The 22,706-nt window shown below is 44.8% G+C and carries 17 protein-coding genes; 10 read left to right on the top strand and 7 right to left on the bottom strand.

Annotated features, from left to right (window positions below; translation table 11 throughout):
- The first annotated feature begins 8 nt into the window (after positions 1–8).
- The 6 genes from H6F56_RS07980 (at position 9) to H6F56_RS07955 (ending at position 7,191) form a co-directional block, all read left to right on the top strand.
- Positions 9–605 carry a DUF1517 domain-containing protein gene (locus tag H6F56_RS07980; RefSeq protein ID WP_190666547.1) on the top strand — a complete coding sequence of 199 codons (597 nt, stop codon included), beginning with the start codon at positions 9–11 and terminating at the stop codon, positions 603–605.
- 74 nt (positions 606–679) lie between these two features.
- Positions 680–1,162 (top strand): 2-C-methyl-D-erythritol 2,4-cyclodiphosphate synthase, encoded by a 483-nt coding sequence (gene ispF, locus H6F56_RS07975; RefSeq protein WP_190666545.1) that lies wholly within the window; start codon positions 680–682, stop codon positions 1,160–1,162.
- Between the two features lie 245 nt (positions 1,163–1,407).
- Positions 1,408–1,671, top strand: a complete 264-nt coding sequence (locus H6F56_RS07970) for a hypothetical protein (RefSeq protein WP_206753392.1) — start codon at positions 1,408–1,410, stop codon at positions 1,669–1,671.
- Between the two features lie 40 nt (positions 1,672–1,711).
- Positions 1,712–3,499 (top strand): ABC transporter substrate-binding protein, encoded by a 1,788-nt coding sequence (locus H6F56_RS07965; RefSeq protein WP_190666541.1) that lies wholly within the window; start codon positions 1,712–1,714, stop codon positions 3,497–3,499.
- 29 nt (positions 3,500–3,528) lie between these two features.
- Positions 3,529–5,325 (top strand): ABC transporter substrate-binding protein, encoded by a 1,797-nt coding sequence (locus H6F56_RS07960; protein ID WP_190666539.1) that lies wholly within the window; start codon positions 3,529–3,531, stop codon positions 5,323–5,325.
- A 195-nt stretch (positions 5,326–5,520) separates the two neighbouring features.
- Complete coding sequence (locus tag H6F56_RS07955) at positions 5,521–7,191, top strand: glycosyltransferase family 39 protein (protein WP_309236466.1); 1,671 nt, start codon at positions 5,521–5,523, stop codon at positions 7,189–7,191.
- A 185-nt stretch (positions 7,192–7,376) separates the two neighbouring features.
- Here H6F56_RS07955 and H6F56_RS07950 read toward each other — a convergent pair whose 3' ends face one another.
- Entirely contained in the window at positions 7,377–8,222 is an 846-nt protein-coding gene (locus H6F56_RS07950) for a transglutaminase-like domain-containing protein (RefSeq protein WP_190666537.1), read from the bottom strand.
- A gap of 168 nt (positions 8,223–8,390) precedes the next feature.
- Positions 8,391–9,734 carry a choice-of-anchor K domain-containing protein gene (locus H6F56_RS07945; RefSeq protein ID WP_199312631.1) on the bottom strand — a complete coding sequence of 448 codons (1,344 nt, stop codon included), beginning with the start codon at positions 9,732–9,734 and terminating at the stop codon, positions 8,391–8,393.
- 1,043 nt (positions 9,735–10,777) lie between these two features.
- On the opposite strand from H6F56_RS07945, the gene H6F56_RS07940 reads away from it, so the two are divergent.
- Together H6F56_RS07940 and H6F56_RS07935 are read left to right on the top strand one after the other, a co-directional pair.
- Positions 10,778–12,127, top strand: coding sequence for an FtsX-like permease family protein (locus H6F56_RS07940; RefSeq protein WP_190666535.1), 1,350 nt, complete (start codon positions 10,778–10,780; stop codon positions 12,125–12,127).
- A gap of 193 nt (positions 12,128–12,320) precedes the next feature.
- Positions 12,321–13,103 carry an ABC transporter ATP-binding protein gene (locus H6F56_RS07935; RefSeq protein ID WP_190666534.1) on the top strand — a complete coding sequence of 261 codons (783 nt, stop codon included), beginning with the start codon at positions 12,321–12,323 and terminating at the stop codon, positions 13,101–13,103.
- A gap of 261 nt (positions 13,104–13,364) precedes the next feature.
- Here the strand turns inward: H6F56_RS07935 and H6F56_RS07930 are convergent, their stop codons facing one another.
- The 3 genes from H6F56_RS07930 to dxr all read right to left on the bottom strand — a co-directional run bounded on the left by H6F56_RS07930 (position 13,365) and on the right by dxr (position 16,006).
- Positions 13,365–13,586: a hypothetical protein gene (locus tag H6F56_RS07930; protein WP_190666531.1), complete on the bottom strand. Its 222-nt coding sequence runs from the start codon at positions 13,584–13,586 to the stop codon at positions 13,365–13,367.
- A gap of 522 nt (positions 13,587–14,108) precedes the next feature.
- The gene (locus H6F56_RS07925; RefSeq protein ID WP_190666530.1) at positions 14,109–14,774 is read right to left on the bottom strand and encodes a Uma2 family endonuclease; all 666 of its coding nucleotides are present in this window, start codon (positions 14,772–14,774) and stop codon (positions 14,109–14,111) included.
- Between the two features lie 35 nt (positions 14,775–14,809).
- Positions 14,810–16,006, bottom strand: coding sequence for a 1-deoxy-D-xylulose-5-phosphate reductoisomerase (dxr, locus tag H6F56_RS07920; RefSeq protein WP_190666528.1), 1,197 nt, complete (start codon positions 16,004–16,006; stop codon positions 14,810–14,812).
- A gap of 149 nt (positions 16,007–16,155) precedes the next feature.
- On the opposite strand from dxr, the gene H6F56_RS07915 reads away from it, so the two are divergent.
- A complete protein-coding gene (locus H6F56_RS07915; RefSeq protein ID WP_190666526.1) occupies positions 16,156–17,670 on the top strand; it encodes a DUF2079 domain-containing protein in 1,515 nt (504 codons plus the stop codon).
- Between the two features lie 2 nt (positions 17,671–17,672).
- Here the strand turns inward: H6F56_RS07915 and H6F56_RS07910 are convergent, their stop codons facing one another.
- Together H6F56_RS07910 and H6F56_RS07905 are read right to left on the bottom strand one after the other, a co-directional pair.
- On the bottom strand, positions 17,673–17,894 hold the full coding sequence (locus H6F56_RS07910; RefSeq protein WP_190666524.1) for a hypothetical protein: 222 nt from the start codon (positions 17,892–17,894) through the stop codon (positions 17,673–17,675).
- An 85-nt stretch (positions 17,895–17,979) separates the two neighbouring features.
- Positions 17,980–19,356, bottom strand: a complete 1,377-nt coding sequence (locus H6F56_RS07905) for a 1-acyl-sn-glycerol-3-phosphate acyltransferase (protein ID WP_190666522.1) — start codon at positions 19,354–19,356, stop codon at positions 17,980–17,982.
- Between the two features lie 425 nt (positions 19,357–19,781).
- Here H6F56_RS07905 and H6F56_RS07900 point away from each other — a divergent pair, with 425 nt between their 5' ends.
- Positions 19,782–22,619: a hypothetical protein gene (locus H6F56_RS07900; RefSeq protein WP_190666519.1), complete on the top strand. Its 2,838-nt coding sequence runs from the start codon at positions 19,782–19,784 to the stop codon at positions 22,617–22,619.
- Positions 22,620–22,706 lie beyond the last annotated feature (87 nt).

Genomic DNA, 22,706 nt, shown 5'->3' with positions numbered 1-22,706 from the left:
CGATTACCATGACTCAAAATAACGAAAGAGACAACGATATCGTCACAGTTACCAAGCTGCAAATAGCCCTAAACGCTCAAGCCTCCTCAGTGCCAGCTGAACTATCTAAACTTAGCCTCAGCGCAGATACCGAAACACCTGAAGGCTTGTGGGAAATTTTGCAAAATACAAGCCAACTGCTGCTCAAAAACTCAGAATACTGGACTCATGTATTAACAAATTCCCAAACCGTTGCAAGTCGGCAAGAAGCTGAAACAGTTTTTGAACGCATTTCCGTTAACGAGCGCAGCAAATTCAGTACCGAAACTCTCAGCAATGTGGATGGTGAAATCACGCAACGACAACCCGAACCCGCCGATAAAGATGGAGAATCGGCAGCTTATATAGTCGTAACCTTATTAATTGGAACTGCCGACGATCAACCCCTATTTGGAGAAATTAAATCCGCTGAAGCAGTGAAGGAAGCTTTAGAGCAACTGCTATCAATGCGAACCGACTATTTAATGGTTTTTGAGCTGCTGTGGAGTCCACAAGCAGAAACAGACAAGCTCACTCAACAGCAAATGGCGCTCCAGTATGCTGATATGATTCAAATTGCTGAATAGCTGTCAAATATTTGTTGTCAATAGACAGTTGTTAGTGAGAAACTAAAAAGGACAAAGACAAAGAACAAAAATAAATGAATATCAGAATTGGCAATGGCTACGATATCCACCGGCTTGTCGCTGATCGAGCTTTAATTTTGGGAGGTATCAAGATTTCCCATGAATTAGGTTTGTTAGGACATAGTGATGCAGATGTGCTTACTCACGCTATTATGGATGCGATGCTGGGCGCTTTAAGTTTAGGGGATATCGGTCATTACTTTCCACCAACAGATGAAAAGTGGGCCGGCGCTGATAGCTTGATGTTGTTAGGGCAGGTCGATCAGCTTATTCAAGAAAAAGGCTGGCGAATCGGAAATATTGACTCCGTACTTGTGGCGGAACGTCCTAAATTGAAACCTCATATATCGGCAATGCGAGAGCGTCTTGCGGAGGTTTTAAGTATCAAACCTGACCAAGTTGGCATCAAGGCAACCACCAATGAAAAATTAGGGCCGGTGGGAAGAGAAGAAGGAATTGCTGCTCATGCAGTTGTGTTGCTAGTCGCTGCTGATTAACGTTCAATGTCTGGCATAAAAAGCAGCTATTATGGAAAACCCTCTCTGTTTTAGAGGATGAGAAAAAACGCCGCAATCGTTTTAAAAGGTAACTAGAAACCAAATCAGTCAGTTAAAACGAGATTTTACCTGCCAAGTCTCTCCTTTTTCATCTAGAGGAATCACTAAATGAGAAGACGAGGCTACTAAATGATGTCAAAATCCGTCTTTTTCAAGCCTCAGGAAGTGTGGGAACAAAAGTAGAAATGATTAATTTAACCGCAGCCTTAATTCAGAAAAACTTGAAACCTGCTTTAATTTTAGAAGAACCGACAGATAAATTGATTTTACCCTATATTTTGAAGCACGCTTGCTCACAAGCAGCGGAAATTAAAGCATTTTTAAGTGAAAAGTCTAAAGAATTTGGAAGCAAGAAAGTTCAAGAAACTTTGCGCGATGCCGGCATTGAAAAATGTTTCTTTCGCAGCCAAAATGTTCTCGGTTGGCTAAACTCCGGGCAAAGTTTGTGAGTTAGTAGTAAAATTAAAAGTTACGACAAAAGAAACGACTATGAAATTTTCTAAAATTGTTCTGGCAACTGGACGCCGGTGGTTAGCCGTTGTGCTCGCCTTGATTACAGTGGTGACGCTGGGAGGCTGCAACCCTAGTAACTTCAAAACTGAGGCCGCTCAAGTGCCTTATATTGTAGACGCTAGCCTGAGCGACCCGAATTCTTTTAACTACATTATCAGCCAGGGAAGCCCAGATGTTCTGGGGTTGGTTTATGAGGGGCTGCTTAGCCAAAATGGTCTTACCGGCGAACTTGAGCCGGCTTTAGCTGAATCTTGGGTAATTGCCCCAGATAAGCAGCGAATTGTTTTTACGCTACGAGAAGGACTCAAATGGTCTGATGGAGCGCCGCTAACGACAGATGATGTTATTTTTACTTATCAAGATATCTTTTTTAATGAAGAAATTCCAACTGATATCAGAGATATTCTCAGAATAGGCAAGAATGGGTTGCTACCAAAAGTACGAAAGATTGATGATCGTCGGGTTGAATTTACAGTCCCAGAACCCTTCGCTCCTTTTCTTCGCTATACTGGCGGATTGGCAATTTTACCGGCTCATGCTTTGCGGGAATCTGTCATCACAAAAGACAGTGCCGGCAAACCTAAATTTTTATCAACTTGGAATACAGACACCGATCCTAAACAAATAATTGGAAATGGCCCTTATACGCTTGAAAGCTATACCCCTAGTCAGCAAATAGTATTGCGTCGTAACCCCTATTATTGGGAACGTGATGCTCAGGGAAATGCTAAGCCTTACATCGAGCGGTATGTGTGGAAAATTGTAGAATCTACAGACACTCAATTGCTGCAATTTCGCTCTGGAGGTTTGGATGCATTCGGAGTTTCACCTGACTATTTTTCCCTGCTGAAGCAAGAAGAAAAACGGGGAAATTTTACCGTTTATATAGGCGGCCCAGAAATGAGTACCACCTTTTTGGTATTCAATCTAAATCAAGCAAAAGATGCGAATAATAAGCCTCTGGTAGACCCAATTAAGTCTCGCTGGTTCAACAATAAAGCATTTCGACAAGCAATCGCTCATGCGATTGACCGGCAGAAAATGATTAATAACGTTTACCGGGGGGTTGGAGAACCACAAAATTCACCGATTTACAAACAAAGCGCATATTATCTGTCTCCAGAAGCTGGGTTAAAAGTCTATGACTATAATATAAAGCGGGCCAAAGAATTACTTTTAGGAGCCGGCTTTAAATACAACGCTCAAGGGCAACTACTCGATTCTGAGGGCAACCAGGTACGCTTTACAATGCTGACGAATGCCGGTAACAAACTGCGGGAAGCAATTGGATCTCAAATCAAGCAAGACCTCAGTCAAATTGGCATCCAAGTGGATTTTACTGCCATCGCCTTCAATAGCCTTTTAGAACAGATTGATCGCCGGCAATGGGAGAGTTACATTGGCAAAATAGGGGGTGGCGGTGTCGAGCCAAATGGAGGTGCAAATACTTGGTTAACCAAGGGCGGTTTGCACGCATTTAACCTTGGCCCGCAAGAAAGTCAGCCGCCAATAACTGGGTGGACAGTTTCAGACTGGGAGCGGCAAATAGAAGAGCTTTATATTAAGGGCGCTGGTGAGCTTGATGAAGCAAAGCGCAAAGCAATTTATGCGGAAAGCCAACGTATTACCCAAGAAAATTTGCCGTTTATTTACCTCGTAAATCCTCTAACAATAGCGGCAATTCGTAATCGCCTGCAAGGGATAAAATTCTCAGCACTTGGCGGTGCCCTTTGGAATCTTACCGAACTCAAAATCATAGAATAGCAGCCCCGTTAATAAGGAAACAAAGACTCATGCAAAAGGCAAAAATTCTTTTCGTTACTTTTGCCTTTTTATTTTTTAACTGCCTTTTCTTAACCGGCTGCCAATCAACCTCCCTCACAACACCGGCAGCCAGAGGTTCCCAATTAGTAAGCGCCATCCTCAGCGATCCCAAAACCTTCAACTGGGCACTTAACCAAGAATTTCCGAATGTTTTTATGTTCACGGGTGAGGGTTTAACTAAAGAAAATAGCCTGACAGGCGAAGTTGAGCCGGCACTCGCAGAATCCTGGGAAATTTCCAAAGATAAACGACGGGTTGTTTTTACCCTCAGAGAAAATTTGAAATGGTCGGACGGCAAACCGCTAACAGCGGATGATGTGGTTTTCACCTACGAAAAAATAGTTTTTAATCAAGCGATTCCCACAGATGACAGAGATAGTCTCAAAATCGGAAATAGTGGCGCTTTTCCCAAACTCCGTAAGCTAGATGCTAGGCGGGTTGAATTTATTTTACCAGAGCCTTTTGCGCCATTTTTGCGAACCACAACAGGGCCACCCGATGGCATAATTATTTTGCCAAAACACGCCTTTGAAACTGCTGTAAATACTAAAACTTCAACGGGAACGCCTAAATTTCTCTCAACCTGGGGTGCCGGCACCAATCCCTCTGAAATTATTGTTAATGGCCCTTATTTAATCGAAAGTTACACCACAAGTGAGCGGGTGATATTTCGGCGCAATCCTTATTACTGGCAGCGCGATGCTCAGGGAAATCAATTGCCTTATATCGAGCGTGTAATCTGGCAAATTACAGATAGCATGGATACGCAATTATTGCAATTTCGCTCTCAAGATTTAGATACAACAGATGGCTGGGGGCGAATGCGCCCTGAAGATTTTCCGCTGCTGAAACGAGAAGAAAAACGGGGAAATTTTAAAATTCACATAGCCGGCCCTAGACCTGGGACAAACTTTATTTCTTTTAACCTCAATAAAGGCCGGCGCAACGGACGCCCTTTAGTCGATCCTGCCAAATCTCGCTGGTTTAATACCGTAGCATTTAGACAGGCAGTTGCCCATGCCATCGACCGGCAATCAATGATAAACAACTCCTTGCGCGGTCTGGGAGAACTCCAAAACTCCCCTATTTCCGTGCAAAGTCCTTACTATATTTCTCCAAAAGAAGGGTTAAAAGTTTACGATTACAATCCAGAAAAATCGAGAAAGTTGCTGCTAAATGCGGGATTTAAATATAATCTGCAAGGACAACTTCTTGATGAAGCCGGCAACCGAGTTCGCTTCACACTGATCACTAATGCTGAAAATCAAACTCGTGTGGCGATGGGAGCGCAAATTAAGCAAAACTTAAGCAAAATAGGGATTCAAGTAGATTTCAGCCCCATCGCCTTCAGTACGCTCGTAGATAAGCTTTCTAACACGTTAGACTGGGAATGTTATCTCTTAGGATTCACCGGCGGTACAGAGCCGCATAATGGTGCAAATGTCTGGTTGCCTGACGGGGGGTTGCACAGTTTTAATCAAAAACCATTATCTGGAAAACCTGCGATAGAAGGGCATGAAGTGGCAGCTTGGGAGCAGAAAATTGGCGATCTTTATATTAAAGCGGCTCAAGAGTTAGATGAAACTAAACGTAAAGCAATTTATGCAGAAACTCAAAATTTGACTCAAGAATATTTACCCATGATTTATCTCGTTAATCCTTTATCAATGGCGGCAATTCGAGATCGGGTTGAAGGCGTTAAATATACCTCACTGGGAGGGGCATTTTGGAATATCGCCAAACTAAAAATTAAGGATAAAAATTAATATTTTCAGGTTAATTTGTGCTTATCACAAACAACTAATGATGAGCCAGGACTAACAATATGCCTGAACCAGCGTTTTAGCGTTTTCTGCTTAACTACCGGCAAATTGTATAGCAGATTCCTACCCAATTGCCGTTTGTTGAGCGAAGATTGGGAGAACACAGGAGAGGGGAGCACGAAGCTGGGGGGCAGGAGCGTGTACCGGGAAATTTTTACTTTGGATGAGTCACACGGTCGAGATCGCCGCACTGACCGCCGGCTTGAACAGCTTTGGGTTTTGGGGCTGTTTTTAGCAGCGGTTCTTCTTTATGGAATGAACCTGGGTGAGTTGCCACTGCGAGATTGGGATGAAGGAATTGTCGCTCAAGTCGCCCGTGATATTTGGCGCGGGGATTTGAACTGGCTTTACCCGACTTTAGCCGGCCAACCGTATTTCAATAAACCTCCCCTGGTTCATTTGCTAATTGCTATTGCCTATAAATTCGGGGGTGTCAGTGAATGGACTACTCGCTGGCCACCGGCAATGCTCTGTGCGATGAGTGTACCCCTGCTTTACTGGATCGGTCGTGAAGTTTTTCCCCGCAGGACGCCGGCGCTATTTGCGGCGCTGAGTTACCTGACGCTGTTGCCGGTGGTGCGCCACGGACGACTGGCGATGCTAGATGGGCCGGTGTTGTGTTTTTTCTTGCTGATGGTGTGGTGTCTGCTGCGGACGCGGCGAGATTTACGCTGGGCATTGGGTGCCGGCATTGGGTTAGGACTGATTTGTTTGACCAAAGGCATTTTGGGGTTATTACTAGGCGCAATTGCCGCGATTTTTATCGCCTGGGATACCCCACGACTGCTCAAGTCTGGGTATATGTGGATCGGCCTGCTGTTGGGCCTGAGTCCGGCAATTGCTTGGTATGTCGCGCAGTGGCAGCACTATGACCAACAATTCATCACCGCCCATCTGATCAACCAATCGTTTAATCGGATTTCAGGCCAGGTGGAGGGGAACACCGGCCCTCCTTGGTACTATCTCCTAGAAATTTTGAAATATAGCTGGCCCTGGGGGCTGTTTTGGCCGCAGGGGTTGCGCTTAGCCTGGGAAAATCGCAATATGGGCTGGGCTAAATTAGTGCTGGTTTGGAGTGGGGTTTATCTGCTGGCCATTTCGTTGATGAGCACGAAACTTCCCTGGTATGTGTTGCCGGTTTATCCAGCCTTGGCACTTGCCGGCGGTGCTCAGTTGGCTGAAATTTGGCACCGGCGTAGCGACAACTATCGACTTTCAAGACAGGAAGCATCACCCTTTGCGCCTGACTCATCTGTAGTGTATTCCCGGCGATGGGTGGTTATTTTTGCACTGCTGGCGATTGTAGGTTGGGCCGGCTGCCTTTATTTTGGTTGGTTTGCCCCTGTGCCGGCAGGAGATTTGCAGCTCACCTTGGGGTGTTTTGGTTTAACCATGAGTGTTGTGGCTCTTCTCACTTACCGGCAAAACCCACAATTTATTTTAATTTTATTTTGGGGCACTTATGTTTCCCTCACATTGTTCACGGCGTCTAATCACTGGGTTTGGGAATTAGGTGAAGATTATCCGGTTAAGTCGGTTGCCCAAATTATTGCTGAGGACACCCCAAAAGGTAAGGATATTTACACCTCTCATCCCTACAGCCGGCCTTCTCTCGATTTTTATAGTGATCGCAAAGTTATTCCTGCTGAGCTTGAAGAACTCCGCGGACACTGGCAGAATGATTCTCAACCGTATTTACTACTTGATCGAGACAATCTCAAAAAGCTCGATTTAAAGGAAATGTTGTGGGTGGGAAGCGCTGGCGATTGGACCCTGGTAACGCGAGATCACCCGAAAAAAGACAGATGAAGAGTGCCTAATTCATCAGATTTCTTTGAATACAATTTGATATTAAAAACACAGATTCTACAGGTGGAACTTGAATGACGAGTGCAGCACATTCAAGTTCCGCCTGCGTGCACAGATAAACACAGATAATTTATCTGCTGCTGGCCAAGCCTTCTAGTAGATAAGAGATTAGCCAAAGCAATTGTTTATGAGGTCGAAATTGCCTCAGTTGTTGGGGCGAGTACGTCTTGCGGTGAAGCGTTTTCGTTTAGCACCGGCTCTATAAAAAGCTGCATTTGATCCATCTGCACCGGACCGAAAATTGTTGCAAAAGAAACATCGGCTGCATCTCTTCCTGTACCGATGCGGACGGTTCCGTTAAGCGGCACTAGCCGGGTGGCGTCGAACAAATACCAGCGATCCCCTAAATACGCTTCAAAATAAGCATGAAAATCCGGTGGATTTAAGCCATAAGCGTATCCTCCAACAAAGCGTGCTGGAATGTTTAAAGCCCGACAAAAAGCAATACCTAAATGGGCAAAATCCCGACAAACACCGGCACGTTCTGTGGCTGTATCATAAGCAGATGTTTGGGAGTCGGTACTTCCAGATAAATAGGCAACTTTGTCATAAATCCAATTGCAAATGGCTGTGACTCTGGAATACCCCGGCAGTAGTTCTCCAAATTCACTCTGTGCCAGTTGCATCAATTTATCTGACTGGCAGTAGCGGCTAGGAAAAAGAAAGGGTACGACTTCTAGAGGTAACTCAGCCGGTGGAACTTCTAGAATCTCACCAGGATTAGCGTAAAATTGGGAAACTTCAACGGTTGCTTGATAAGAGACTTGTAACTTGCCTGCCGGTGCATTGAGTCGAAAGTATCGATTGTCAGAAACTGGAGAAAGCAACTCGTCAAAATCTTGTTGGGGTTCTATCTTTAGGGTTTCCTGACAAATTTTTTGATGGTCGCTGTCGCCCACTCTGATATTAAACACGAAGGTGCTGAATTGAGCAATTTGATAGTTTAATTGACAGCCAAGGCGAAGTTTCATATTTGCACCGGATTGCAGAAATGATTGCAGCTTATCTCTAGGATCTATTATTCTGACAAATTTTTACCGGCCTTGGCTGGATAAGTTAACAAACGCGGATATTTAGCGATAAACCCACCGGCATCGGCAAGAAGTCGTTGATGCCGGTGGAATCAAAAGCCGGTTGTTTTAGGAAAGCAGGCTTAACCCTGGATCGTCTGAAGTGACTGAGAAGAAAGAACCTTGAAGACTGACGGATGTCACACTCATTGCTACGCCCAAAAATTCACCGCTTGCGGCTAGTTTAATGGTGGTATCGCTGACTCCATCTAAGTCAATATCGATATCCTCAAAGCTCAAGTCCGCTACTGTCAAACCTTCTGTCAGCCCGATCCGATCCCCTTCAACCAGCGCGAAGTCAGTAATGCGGGAGACTGAACTGATGTCAAATTTCCCAACTGCCACATCCCGCCTGAGAACATAAGAGTCTGCACCTTCATCGCCGGTTAGGCTATCTGAGCCAAAATCGCCAAATAAGAAATCATTGCCTTGCCCGCCGGTGACCATATCATTGCCTTTACCACCGCGCACATAGTCTTCACCCTCATCCCCTGAGACCCAGTCATCGGCCATATTTCCGTTGAGGATATCATTGCTTTGGCCGCCGAAAACCTGATCGCTATCGTCGTCACCCACCAAGTAGTCAACGCCATTGTATCCAACGAGAAAGTCTGCACCGCCGCCGCCATTGACGACATCATTTTCAAAGGTGCCGAAAACTCGGTCGTTGCCGGCTAAACCCCTTACGCCTCCTTGATATTGACCGGCATCTAATAAATTAGAAATTTCAATGGTTTCGCCGGCATCAGACAAATCATAAAAATTGGCATTGATATAGCCAATTGCAATCACAGTTGTGACACTCCTGAAATTAAACAGGAGGTCATAATCTTGAATAATTGTAGAGGTGACAACCGGCGAGATCCTGCCGTACAGTGAGGCGGTGGCAACGGTTTCTTCAGGTGAGTTAAATTGGCTTGTGAATTGGTTGCCACCATCCGCTGAAAACCCAAACAATTCGAGTGTGTATTGTTTACCGTCAAAGTTAAATGATTGACGGCTCAGACCCCCTGTGGAAAACCGCAACCGATCCCCATCTTCAACTGGATCGCCAGTGCTGTTCGGCGTGTTAAAGATGTTAAATGAAAAGTCAAAGTTTGTTTGGCCAGTTATCGGAGAGTTTAAGGCCAGAGAAACATTGAGGGGGAAATCGCCATTAAAGCCTGTGCCGGATTGAAAGCTTCCATTCGCGTAAGTTAGTTGTCCAAGGCTAAAGAGGCTATTTGGTTCAGCGTTAAAGTTTGTGCCGTCATATTGGACGTAGGTGTTGAAACTGTCCCTTGCCGGTATTCCCCAAGTCAGCCGGTTATCCGTACCACTATTTTGATTGGTTAGCGAAATTTCCGCCCTAGAGTTTGGCTCAGATGGCTCTCCGAACTGCCCGAACGAATTTCCTGTAAAGGTGGTTGCCATAGTTGAATTCTCTCCCTGAAAAAAAAAACAATGACTTAAGAAGTTCTAAACTCCGTCATGATGTACTCTAGTTTACTGGAATCCATCGGCAAAATCTATATTCAGGGCATAATAGTTTCAAAGGTTTAGGGCTAAATGCCGTAGAGTTTAAATTTTGTTTAAGACTTAAATCTCCTCAAGTATTTATGCAAGAATTTATTTCATAACTGTTTCTATAATTTAACTAAATTTAAAATTTTCTCACTTTTGAAGTAAAATTAACTGGGAGGTACGGTGATTTTTTTAATAAAGAATTGCGAAAAATTATTCAAAAAAAGAACACCAATAGAACTCTAAAAAATCTTAAACTTTTACAGTCAAGCGTATTTAACTGGTGATATTAACAGCGTTTATCTGCCTATTACTAACGATAGACTGCGCCCACATCTGCGTTATCTGTGTATGCCTAACGATAGACGGGAGTAGCATCTGCGTTTATCTGCGGTTAAAAAATCCACAAAAAATAAACGATTCAGACAAGCACACCGGCATGATAGGTGCCGCCCCTTGGCCAACTGAGCTATCAAATCAATAGCGCTCAATATCGCCCGCAACGTGGCCGTTTTATTAAATGCTGTCGGCCCAGACGGTACAGCTATTAGCAAACAACGATAAGCCGTCGCCCCTAAAACCTTAACGGCTACAGAAAACCGGGGAATATCCTAGCAAAGTTTACAAATAGTTATAATGTATTAAAAAGAGCAAAGTAACGCTCAGGCTGCTTTACTGAGTAAAATCGTCATTTTCTTAGACACGCAGTCGGCGAGGCGTTCACTGCAAGTATCTAAAATCACCCAATCAGGTGATTCTAATAGAGGAAGTCACACAATCCTGACCCAGAGTAAGCTAGAAAGCAATCCTGAGCTTAACCTAAAAACTAAGAATAAAACGATTGGCAGCCAGCAGATTGATTAATCCTGAAAACACAACTGCGCCGGCTTTGGCCTTAAAAAGGAACAGCCTCACAGATCGCATCTTGCCTTATCGATAGAGCAAAACCCAGCATGGCTTCAATTGCGCGTAAAAACTTATTTGAAGACATTCCTCGCTTCCTCGTTGCTCAAGCTGGGATTATGTTTGCGGTGAGTTTAGTAACGATCCAAACCGGCATCCTTAATGGATTTACACGCTCTAGCGCCCTGGTTATCGATCAATCCAAAGCCGATATTTGGGTGGCTTCAAAATACATGGTGAACTTTGAACTCACCCTCCCCCTCTATTACGAGCAAGTCGCCCAAACGCAAAAAATAGCCGGTGTCGAGCGAGCAGAAGCACTTCAGGTGAAAGCCTCGATCTGGCGCGATCCCTTGGGGACGATATCTCTGGTGAGAGTCATCGCATTTAACCCAGAAGGGCAATTATTTGCGCCACAACCAATTGAACGGGGAAGCCTGAGTTTCCTCAAAGAACCTTACACCGTCATGGTGGACAAAAGCACCTTAAAATCCCTGAACGTGCAATGGGTGGGTGATGAGGTTGAAGTCGGAGCCTTTCCAGCTCGGCTGGTGGGTTGGACAGCCGGCACTCAATCAATCGTCTCCAGTGCTTTTATGTACACCTCACTGGAAAACGCTAACGTCTATGTCAATTCCACTCCCCCCTCAGTCAACCTAACTGCCACACCGGAAAATCTCACCCCTGATCAAATCCGAGCATTAGCCGCCACAGGTCAAATCGATCCAGCACTAGCCGAACAGCTAGCCAGTCTACCTCCAGAAAAGCTTAAAGAATTAGCGGCCACCAAGGAATTTAAGCAGAAGTTGGAAAGTGCTGCATCCGGCAAGGGAAAGCCGGCAGCACCCAGAAAATTAGTTGCTAAAGATCAGATCGCTTATGTGTTGGTAAAACCCAAAGCCGGCTACGATCTGCAGACACTCAAACGGGATCTCGAAGCCGCTTTGCCAAATACACGAGCCTATACGCGGGCTGAAATGGCACAGCACACTCGAAATTACTGGTTGCAGCGAACTGGAATTGGCTTCATCTTAGGATTAGGGGCGGCAGTCGGTATCTTGGTAGGCACCGTCATTGTCGGTCAGATCCTTTACGCATCAGCATCCGACCATATTAAAGAATTTGGCACTCTCAAAGCGATGGGTGCATCTGATTCCGTAATTTACGGCATTATTGTGGAGCAAGCGTTATGGATGGCAGTTTTAGGTTATGTCCCCGGTATGCTGGTGTGCTGGGGACTGGGCAATTGGACTTTAGCAACTCAGGGAATCATGATTTTAATTACACCGACAAGCGCCGGCATTGTATTTGGGATCACCGTGTTGATGTGTGTTAGTTCAGCGCTATTTGCGATTCAAAAAGTCACTCGTGTCGATCCCGCTATCGTATTCAAGGCATGACACTTAAAATTCTGGCCGGCGTCTTGATAGTTGTAGCGGTCTCAATGCTGTTAAATAGCAGTATTTGATGGGGTTAGACTCCGGATTTATCTCTGATGATTTTGGAGTTAATAGGAACCGCTAAACCTCATCTTAAATTTTTCTCTTTCCCTCTTGCTAGCTGAGCCAGTCTCATCAAAACTTTAATATATATATGACTGTTTCTCAAATTCACCTTACTAAATCGACTAACATAAAAACTCAGGTGCCAGCAGTTACTTTAGGCTCCGTCAATACCAAAACAGAAGCCATCGTTGCCAAGAGAGTAGAGATGGTCTTCCAATCTGGACGGCAGCAGTTTAAAGCCCTCAAAGGAATTAACTTAGATATCCAGCGGGGCGATGTTCAACTGTTGATGGGTCCCTCTGGTTCGGGTAAGACAACTTTGCTGTCAATTTTAGCTGGGTTGCTGACACCCACTGCCGGCAGAGTTTATCTTCTGGGAGAAGAAATTACCAGTATGTCTCGTGCTGAGCTAGCCCACTTCCGATTGCACAATATTGGTTTTATTTTTCAGGGATTTAACTTATTTCCAGCCTTAACGGCAGCAGAGAATGTGGAAGTGGCGCTTAAAGTGAAAGGCGTTGGGGGCCGAACTCGGAGAAATCAAGCTCAAATACTGCTAGAACAGGTGGGGTTGGGCGAGAAAGCGAAACTACTGCCTCGCGAACTGTCGGGTGGGCAAAAACAGCGAGTCGCGATTGCACGGGCATTAGCCGGCAGCCCTCAACTGATTATGGCAGATGAACCCACCGCTGCCCTGGACTCGCAAAACGGGCACGCAGTCATTGAACTGCTGAGTCAGTTGGCAAAAGAAGGCGGCTGCACCGTGCTAATGGTGACGCATGATCCCCGGATCATGGATATCGCTGACCGAGTTCTTTCTGTAGAAGATGGAATACTAAAAGGGTCTAGGGGAGAGGGGCTAGGGGGCTAGGAATACTGACACATAACTATGATTTCCAGGCGAGCTAAGTGTGAAATTTTAGAATGGCAGTGAATGATAGAGCCATTTAACTTCTCGCCGGCAGCTCACTGTTAGGGCGACTTTCGAGTGCAGTTGCATAGCCAATTGGCTATCATATCCAACACTTTTATCTTCTAGCATCTGACTGCGAATAACCTCTTGTTTCAGTACAGCTTTGGAAGGTTATTTGCTAAGGTTGCTGATAGCAGGAAATTGCAAGTTTCCTGCATCTCAGTTCTGGCCGATTACTTGCTGTAGAACCGTTTGGGGGAGTTCGATCAGCTGCTGCCAAAGCTGTTGAGGGCCAATGCCGAAAGCCAGTTGCAAGACAAGAACAACAGCTGCAATTGAAACTGCCGTTTTAAGGGTGGTTTTTAGCAAGTTGATTAACGCGGTGAAGACTAGCCAAGACACAATTAAGGCCGCGAGTAGAGTGATCAGGTTGAGTGACATAAGCGTGGTAGCATCCCTATTGAGACAACTGTAAAAACTGGGTTGGGCACTTTAAGAGGGCTTCAGTAGAAAGGATGGATTCTACGGGAAGTGAGGGAAGTAATCATTTTTGTAGGCATTGGGATACACCTTGTGATTGCTATTTGCCGACGCCGGCTGTCTTGCTCTACTAAGCCGGCGAGTTTGAGCAAAGTCAGATTGTAAGAGCTTTCAAGCTTGCTGCTTTAGCTTGCTTCTTAATAACACCTTAGTCGCCGGCATCGTTCCTTGTGGCGGCAACTGGTTAGCTTGGTTAACTGTCTTTTTTCGCTTGGCCTAAATTTAAAAGCAAGCCGACTTATTACTCGCTCTAGTTTTTTAAATGAGTTGCTCGTTTCTGCTAATTTTAAGCATATTTTTAGGGGAAATTGTCTTTTGATGCCTGGATTTTTCCTTAAAAATTTGAAACTAATTTCTTTGAACCCAGATTTGACAACTGATTGAAATATCCATTTGTATTCTATCTTTAATTTTTGAGCAGAATCATTGCTTTAATTGCTCCCTTACCCAAGCTCTAAACGCTCTAATTGCCGCACTTCTGCCAGCGGCTTTGCTCATCTCAAGATACTGAGGAATTACCTCTGTCATCGAAAATTCTGGAAAATTTGGGCTAATATTGGATTCAATATATTTTCCGTTTTGTAACAGATAGATTTGCAGTAATTGCCCATCGTAGATCCAAAGCTCAGGGACACCCAAAGCCTGGTAGATGTTAAAGCCGGTTTTGCTGGTGTTGTCTACTGCAATTGCTAAATCGGGCGGGGGATCTTCATTTAAATCTAACGTCATCTTACCTCGCACAGCGGATTCATTTTGAATGTAGAAACTATCGTCTGGCTCTACACCACTCTGCATATCTTGACGTTTGAGGGTAGTTGAACAAAAATTTTCGCAATCTATGCTCAATTCTTCAAGCAAAACTTTAATAAAGTCACCGATTATTCCTTTCGCTCTTTCATGTTTTGGTAGGGGCATCCTAATTTCTAAGGTTCCATTATCATAGGCAAGCCGAGCGGCGTAACCTTCTCCCAGAGAGGAGAGGATGTTTTCAAACATCTCCCAAGAAATGTTTTTAAATTCCACTCTATTGCCGGGAGGGACAATTAGCTGCTTCAGTTCAAACACTGCCGGCTTCGTTTCAGCTTTCATTCAATTTTTACCTGAAGGATGGGGCTTACTTCATTTTATCGCAGGGAAATTAGACGCTCCCGCCCGTCAAGTTTTTCACTGGCTGCTAAAACTTCTTGCCGTGCCCACTGATCTGCTGTCAAGATATCATCAAGAGAAGGGTTTGGAGAGTTATCAGCTTGATGTTTGTCGCAGGCAGATTCAATTAAACGAGGGATATCTAAGAATTGAATTTTTTCATCTAAAAATAGTGCGACAGCCTGCTCATTGGCGGCATTTAAAACAGCCGGCATGGAACCACCGGCACGACCGGCATTATAAGCAAGCTGCATACAAGGATACTTTTGGTGATCCGGTTCACGGAAGGTTAAATCCCCTGCTTTAACTAAATTTAGAGGTTCCCAATCGGTATAAATTCGCTCTGGCCAAGATAAGGCGTAAAGCAAGGGTAAACGCATATCCGGCCAACCTAATTGAGCTAAAACTGAGGTATCTTGCAACTCAATTAATGAGTGAATAATGCTTTGCGGGTGAATCACAATGTCGATGCGGTCGTAATCTAAACCGAAGAGATAATGCGCTTCAATGACTTCTAAACCTTTATTCATTAAAGTGGCAGAATCGACGGTGATTTTGCGACCCATTGACCAGTTAGGATGTTTGAGTGCATCGGCAACGGTGACTTGTGACAGTTTCTCCACCGGCCAATCACGGAAGGCACCCCCAGAGGCGGTTAGCAGAATTCGTCGTAAGCCGCCGGGAGGGACGCCTTGGAGGCACTGAAAAATGGCAGAATGCTCAGAATCTGCCGGCAACAATTTGACGCCGTGTTTCTCGACAAGGGGGTTGACAACCGGCCCACCGGCAATCAATGTTTCTTTATTCGCTAAGGCAATATCTTTCCCAGCTTCGATAGCGGCAATCGTAGGCAACAAGCCGGCACAACCGACAATGCCGGTGACAACAGCTTCGGCATCTCCATATCGGGCGACTTCTATTACACCGGCTTCCCCAGCAAGCAGGATCGGTTGGGGATCGATATCTGAGATCGCTTCTTTCAGTTCGGCTAATTTGTCTTCGTCACAAATGGCGACGATTGCCGGTTTAAACTGGCGGATCTGCTGCGCTAGCATCTCCACATTGCGTCCTGCTGCCAATCCGACAATGCGAAACTGATCGGGGTATTGAGCGACAATATCTAAGGTCTGAGTGCCGATAGAGCCGGTGGAGCCGAGGAGAGTAATCGCTTTCACAATTGTTTAACATTTATAGGGCAACTCCACTATAAACAAGGACGGGATCGCTGATATAGAGAGGTGGCGTTTCACTTCTGGAAAAAGTGCGGAATGGGGGATGGGGCAAGGCTTCGCCAACCTAAAGGTAGGGGCATGGTTAATTAATAATGTTGAGTCAAAATATTCGCAGTTTTATCTTGACAAATATTAAATATAATGCAGTGTATTGGATTGCCGGCGCGGCTGCGGTGATTTTTTTTGCTTGCAGCAGTTTGCGACACGCTTTATTTCAATCTGGCGCGTTTGATTTGGGAATTTTTGATCAAGCGGTTTATCTGATTAGCCAGGGAAAGCCGGCAATTTCTTCGTTTATCGGGTTTCACATTCTTGGCGATCATGCTGCTTTAATTCTTTACCCACTGGCTTTGCTGTACAAAATTTATCCCGATGTGCACGGGTTACTTGCTGTGCAAGCGGCTGCCTTGGCGTTGGGTGCACTGCCGGCATGGCGGCTTGCCAAGTTAGCTGGGTTGCAGGATAAGCCGGCGTTAGCGATGGCTGGCGTTTATCTTCTTTATCCGCTAGTTTTTAATCTCAATTTGTTCGATTTTCATCCAGAAGTGATTGCACTGCCGGCACTTTTATGGGCAATTTTAGCCGCGCGACAGAATCAAATTGGATGGTTTTGTTTAGCAATTGCCTTGGTTTTAAGTTGCAAAGCAGTTTTGGCGCTGACAGTTGTGACGATGGGTTTTTGGCTAATTATTTTTGAGAAAAAGCGGTTATTGGGAATAATTGCGATTGCTGCCGGTGTCGCTTGGTTTCTGATTGCTACGCAATTTATTATTCCATTTTTTGGCAGCAATGCGGCATCTGTGGCGCGTCATTTACCGCGTTACAGTTATCTTGGCAATTCTGCACCAGAAATGCTCAAGAATTTGCTGCTACAACCGGCACTTATTTTGGGCAAAATCTTTTCCCTGGCAACATTGGAATATCTGGCATTATTGGTATTGCCGGTGATTTGGTGGTTGTCGCCGCAGCATCTCTCGCCGTTAGTGGGGGCAGTTTCTACACTGGTTTTAAATATTCTATCAGAAGCCGCAACTCAACGAAATTTGGTGCAGCAATATTCGCTGCCGGTGTTACCTTTTCTGCTGGTGGCAGTCATTTCTAACCTGGCGGCTAAGGAAATTGATACCCCATTAGAAAGCGGAAAAAAGAATACTTTTTTCTTTGTTATTCCTTTTCTTTCTTTTCTAAAAAGGCGACAGGGAAGTGTCTTGCCACTTATTTTGTGGTCATTTTTAGCATTTATTGTATTAGCCAAGTACGGTTATTTTGGTTCTATTTATCTAGATTCTCTGGATACTTGGAAAGCAACACGACAGGCAATTGCTCAAATACAAACACGGGAAAGTGTTTTAACAACTCATGAAATTTCCCCGCATTTAAGTTGCCGGCAACTTATAAAATTTACCGATGCGAGTTCACCGCCGGGAAATTTAGCTGAATTTAAATATATTTTGCTAAATTTGCGAGATCCGGGTTGGAAGAGTTCGCCAAAATTTGCTGCCGGCTTAGTAGAGAAACTTAAAACTAAGCCAGAATTTAAACTCAGTTATCAGCAAGATGATGTTTACCTGTTTATTCAACAAGTGAGCAATTCGCTAACTGAATAATTTTAAGGATTCTGCGTCTCCTCTCGTCTTTGGTTATCTTTTTCCTGTGCGTCATTCACTTTATCTTTTACTCTATTAATGGGAGTCAATCCAGGTGCCGGTGTTTCTGTTACGGTTGATGGAGAAGCCGGTGTACTTTGAGGTTGCGAAGAGTTAGAACAGCCGGCAAATAGAAATAAAAGGAGACTGGTTACTGTTAAAGACGCGACTTTTAATTTTAGCATTTTGAGGAAAGCTCCAAAGTGCGGGACAGCTTAACTCTAGTGTAGCGAAATCTCGCCCCTCGGCAGCGAGATTTTCCCTAATAAACTAAAAAATCATCCCTTCTAAAGCCATTTGTAAGTCTTTCGTTAAACCGGCAACAGCAGATCGCCGGCTACTTTTATAAGCATCCCACCTGTCGCTGACAGAAATCGGTTCACCCACCGTCATTTGCACGCGTTGTTTGCCCAACTTCGGACGCCCAAAAGGATTACCTCCCTGAATTCGAGTCATGACATCTCGTAAGAGTAAAGCGGTTTCAGCAAATCGTTCAACCGTGGGTTTTTCTTTCACATATCGCCCCGTTACCGCCACAAAACTTTCTGCGAGTCTCATGTGCCACATTCTCAAGTTGGCTTCTTCAGCAATGCGATCTGCAAGTCCACGTTCCAAAAGAGATAATGTTTCAAAGTCTTTGATATCTTCTCGATAAATGCGATCCCAACCGGCTTGTTCTAAGCGCCGGCAGCGATCAATTAAATTGCCTTTTTGCGGTAAATTAAAATACTCTTCTGCAACTTGTAATGCGACATCTAGCAAGGCATAAAGTCGAGTAGATAATTCTGCGCTTTCGCTAATTTGAGGTAATTTTCGATGATAAAAGTGGGTGTAAAATTCCTCCATCATCGCCAGTAAATGCCCCCCTATCCGAATCAGCCGACGGTAAAAATAACTTTGAATTTCAGAGTTCGGATTTTCCAGGGATTCAGGATTTTTTTCAAAAGCCGGCAAACCGCATTCTGTCTCTAATTGACTTAACAATTTATCCACTGCATCCCAAGGTTCTTCAACATAACGATATTGAATCCCCATTGGCACAATAAAAACTTGTTCAGATCGTCCAGCTTTTAACAAATCTTCCGCACACCAAAAGCCTAACTGAGCAATTCCAGGTTCTAAGGGACTGACGAGTTCATTATGACCGTTTGTTGCGCCTTCTGGGGAGGCTGCCAATGGAAATTTACCGCCAACAAATAGCTCACGCGCTGAACGCAATCCCTGGCGATCTATCTTACCCCGCTGGATGGGAGTGCCCCCTAATCGAGAATATAACCAGCCGACTTGTTCCCCAGCCCACAGAGGAATTCCTCGGTCATAAATAAAGTGAAAATGAGTTGGATGTTTTAGAGAAATTCCTTTTTCTCTCGCGATTTGTGGCACTAGCTGCCACGTTAAGTATCCCAGACAGTAAGGATCGTCTGTATTCGGGTGACGGAATGCCAATAAAAAGCGAATTTTACCTTCTTGAAATTGATGAAAAAGTTTAACTAAGTCCGCAACATTATCGGCTTGAATATCAGTAATGGTTGTCTTCAATGGTAGCCACGCCGGCAGCAGTTTTTGACAACCCCACAAAATCAGGGGGTTAAGTGCCGGTGGGATAAATTCTAAAGCCGGTTGAGCGTGAATAATTTGATCTGGCATCCAGTTTTGAAGGGCGTGGGTGTTAAATTTTGTCTTTACAAAAATTTTAAATTAATTTCTCAAAATTTTAGATTTTTTTCAATATTAATTAATAAAATTTTTAAACGTTTACTGGAATAGGTGTTGTCAACTCCCCAAAGCTAGAAAATCTAAACCCTATTAAATCCAGATTTCAATTTTTTTGTACAACCTCAGTGGGTTCTTGACAAAGGTTTGAGCAATGATAGGCAAAATGCAAATTATTCAGTAAAAGATAAGGATGAGTATGCTTTGTGGTACAATCTTTCAACTGTATTGATCTAGCTGCGCTCACTACTGCTTTAGCTATGAAAGTAGCCCTATAGCACTCCATCCAGCTCCGGGATCGCACCAGAGACGATTCTAGTTTTCAGTTTGTTTGTACTTTGTATTTCGGATCATAACTTATGTTAGACGCGCAAGGGCTTTTTAATGAAAACTTTTACTTATCCCAGAACCAAGATGTAGCAATAGCAGTTAACGCCGGCATTTATAACAACGGATTTGAACACTTCGAGTTATACGGTAAATCTGAGGGGCGCAATCCTAGCGCCTTTTTTGATCAAGGCTATTATATTGATACCAATTCAGATGTGACTGGAAATGGGTTTGATCACTTCATTCTGCACGGTCAATTTGAAGGACGCAACCCTAACGCCATTTTCGACACCGGCTTTTATTTAGATCAAAATCAAGACGTTAAAGCAGACGTTGATAAAGACGTGATCACCGGCATCGAACACTTTATCGAAAATGGGCAATTTGAAAGCCGCAAAGTCAACCCATTTTTTGACGAAAGTTACTATTTAGAAACCAATATAGACGTAGCAGCGGCAGTATCCGCCGGCGCAACTACAGCGATTGAGCAATACATGGGGTTCGGTCAATTTGAAGCCAACCGTAACCCGAATGCGCTATTTGATACCAATTTTTATCTGCAAAACAATTCAGATGTAGCAACGGCAGTCTCATCAGGTGGAACCTCGGCAATCGAGCATTTCATCGTTTACGGTCAATTTGAAACCAACCGCACCTCCCAATTTTTGTTCGATCCCAATTTTTATCTGCAAAACAATTCAGATGTAGCAACGGCAGTCTCATCAGGCGGAACTTCCGCGATTGAGCATTACGTCGTTTACGGTCAATTTGAAATCAACCGCCAACCCAGTTCTCAATTTAATCCCAACTTTTATCTACAAAATAATGGAGACGTAGCAGCAGCGATCAGCAACGGAAATCGTAAGAGTGCGATTGAACATTACATTCGCTTTGGCATCGCCGAAGGACGTAGCGGCGGCGGAGAAACCGTCAATCCTTTAGCAATTTACGTTTCTAGTAACGGCACAGGTAACGTCGGCGATGTGGATCAGTTTATTGGAACTTTAAACTTCCAAAAACGATTTGACGCCGGCAACAATGAAGGCGTAGAACTCGATGAACTCGGTAATCTTTATCAAGCCGGTGACGTAACAGCCGGTGCCGGCAGTATTCGCGCCATTTCTCAAATCGCCAATCGAGCAAACGGCGACGCATTTACAGCTTTAAAAGACCGTGAAATTGCCGGATCTCAAACCGGCTTGCTCAATCCCAAAGGCATCGCCATCGCGCAGGAAGCAGGATTTATTCTTGTTGCAGACAATGGTGCAGGGGATGTGAAAGTATTTGGGACCGCCGCCGGAGGTAATGTGCCGCCGGTTGCTACTACTGCTTTGCCGGCCAAACCTTGGGACGTTGCCTATGATGAAAACGCAGATCGGCTGTTCGTCGCCTTAGTCGATGGAACTGTTAGCGTCTTCGATAATTACATCGGAAATGGCAGCAATATCGGTGCCGGCAGCACTCGAAGAATTAACCTAGTAAATGCGAGTGGAACTAAAGTTTCTACTAATCTTCACGGCATTGTTTATGAACCCAACCGCAATCAATTAGTCGTTACCGATGTTGGCGCGGCTACGGCAATGCAAAGCCCCAATTTTAACAGTGACGGGCGAATTTACGTCATCAATAATGCTAGCGCCGCTGATGGCAACGTGGTTCCATCTCGCACCCTAGAAGGGCCGGCTACTCAACTGGGTAATCCAGTGGATATGATCTTGACCGGCAATGATGTTCAAGTTGCAGAGAAAGCAAAAGATCAGCTATTGATTTTCAAGAACATATTTAATGGACCTAGCGGCGATATTGCGCCTCAAGTCAGTGTCAGCCAAATCAAGCCAGAATCTTTAGTCGCTCAACTTTCTCAAGGGCCGGCTAATGCTGATGTCACCGATATCGAGTCTACAGGCACGCTAATCAATTCCATCGTTACGACTAGCAACCCCCCATCTGCCGGTGCCACTGACTTCGTCGCACGGCTTTCTACGAATTTGCAAACCACCCAAACGACATTTAACACCGCTAACGGCGTGGCAAGCGTAGAAAACATCACCTTCGACCAAACAGGCGATGCCTTTATTACCTTTGATAGCAACGACACCAACGGCGGAATTTTAGTCGTAAATCGGCAGGCCGAAAGCCGAAATGGCGGCACATTTAGTGCGTCGCGTGACCGACTAATTACAGGTGCAAACACCGGCATGATTAGTCCGAAAGGTGTCGAGGTTGCTGATAGTTTAGGTCTAGTTTTTGTTGCCGAAAATAATGCCGCAACACCGGCAATTCTTGCCTTCAGCACCCAAGCGCAAGGCGACGTAGCACCCGTATTCAAGACGACCGACCTTGGCGGACGCCGGCCTTGGGATGTTGATTATGCGCCATCACAAGATCGACTGTTTGTTGCCGCCACCGATGGCACTGTACTCGTTTATGACCAGTATTCTGTCACTCAAGGTACTAACGGCCCAACGCGAGTTCTCACTCCGTTCGATCCGACAGGAACGGCAAAAGCATCTATCAACTTGCATGGAATTATTTACGTGGAATCTTCTGACACATTGCTGCTTTCAGATGTCGGCAGCGCCATGAATGCAGCTGACGGACAACTGTTTGTCATTAATAATGCCGGTGCGGCAAATGGCAATGTTGCAGTTCGCGCCCAAATTGCCGGCGTAAACTCGAAGTTAGGAAATCCTGTTGATATTACATTCGACGGTGCAAACCTTTATGTCGCTGAGAAATCCAACAATTTAATCATGCGCTTTGATGGCATTCTCAACCAGTTAGGTTCCCTCGATATTGCCCCAACACTATCAGCGGCGAGGAACAAACCTGAGTCAGTTGCACTTGCTCCTGATTACCTCTCATAAGCCTTAAGTCATGAGTAATTTTTAGGGTTGTGCGCGACTCACTCAATGCTTAGATTTAATCACAGATAAATGATCTGGCTATGCCTG

The organism is Microcoleus sp. FACHB-672, from assembly GCF_014695725.1.
Taxonomy (GTDB): Bacteria; Cyanobacteriota; Cyanobacteriia; order Cyanobacteriales; family Oscillatoriaceae; genus FACHB-68.
Note: the sequence above shows the minus strand (reverse complement) of the source record. Positions and strands in the feature narration are given on the sequence as shown.

What these genes read in the sequence shown, in the direction of transcription:
- H6F56_RS07900 (WP_190666519.1), top strand. Translation starts at nt 19,782, where the DNA reads ATGTTAGACGCGCAAGGGCTTTTTAATGAAAACTTTTACTTATCCCAG.
- H6F56_RS07905 (WP_190666522.1), bottom strand. Translation starts at nt 19,356, where the DNA reads ATGCCAGATCAAATTATTCACGCTCAACCGGCTTTAGAATTTATCCCA.
- H6F56_RS07910 (WP_190666524.1), bottom strand. Translation starts at nt 17,894, where the DNA reads ATGCTAAAATTAAAAGTCGCGTCTTTAACAGTAACCAGTCTCCTTTTA.
- H6F56_RS07945 (WP_199312631.1), bottom strand. Translation starts at nt 9,734, where the DNA reads ATGGCAACCACCTTTACAGGAAATTCGTTCGGGCAGTTCGGAGAGCCA.
- H6F56_RS07935 (WP_190666534.1), top strand. Translation starts at nt 12,321, where the DNA reads ATGACTGTTTCTCAAATTCACCTTACTAAATCGACTAACATAAAAACT.
- H6F56_RS07950 (WP_190666537.1), bottom strand. Translation starts at nt 8,222, where the DNA reads ATGAAACTTCGCCTTGGCTGTCAATTAAACTATCAAATTGCTCAATTC.
- H6F56_RS07970 (WP_206753392.1), top strand. Translation starts at nt 1,408, where the DNA reads ATGATTAATTTAACCGCAGCCTTAATTCAGAAAAACTTGAAACCTGCT.
- H6F56_RS07980 (WP_190666547.1), top strand. Translation starts at nt 9, where the DNA reads ATGACTCAAAATAACGAAAGAGACAACGATATCGTCACAGTTACCAAG.
- H6F56_RS07915 (WP_190666526.1), top strand. Translation starts at nt 16,156, where the DNA reads ATGTTGAGTCAAAATATTCGCAGTTTTATCTTGACAAATATTAAATAT.
- H6F56_RS07930 (WP_190666531.1), bottom strand. Translation starts at nt 13,586, where the DNA reads ATGTCACTCAACCTGATCACTCTACTCGCGGCCTTAATTGTGTCTTGG.
- H6F56_RS07965 (WP_190666541.1), top strand. Translation starts at nt 1,712, where the DNA reads ATGAAATTTTCTAAAATTGTTCTGGCAACTGGACGCCGGTGGTTAGCC.
- ispF (WP_190666545.1), top strand. Translation starts at nt 680, where the DNA reads ATGAATATCAGAATTGGCAATGGCTACGATATCCACCGGCTTGTCGCT.
- H6F56_RS07925 (WP_190666530.1), bottom strand. Translation starts at nt 14,774, where the DNA reads ATGAAAGCTGAAACGAAGCCGGCAGTGTTTGAACTGAAGCAGCTAATT.
- H6F56_RS07960 (WP_190666539.1), top strand. Translation starts at nt 3,529, where the DNA reads ATGCAAAAGGCAAAAATTCTTTTCGTTACTTTTGCCTTTTTATTTTTT.
- H6F56_RS07940 (WP_190666535.1), top strand. Translation starts at nt 10,778, where the DNA reads ATGGCTTCAATTGCGCGTAAAAACTTATTTGAAGACATTCCTCGCTTC.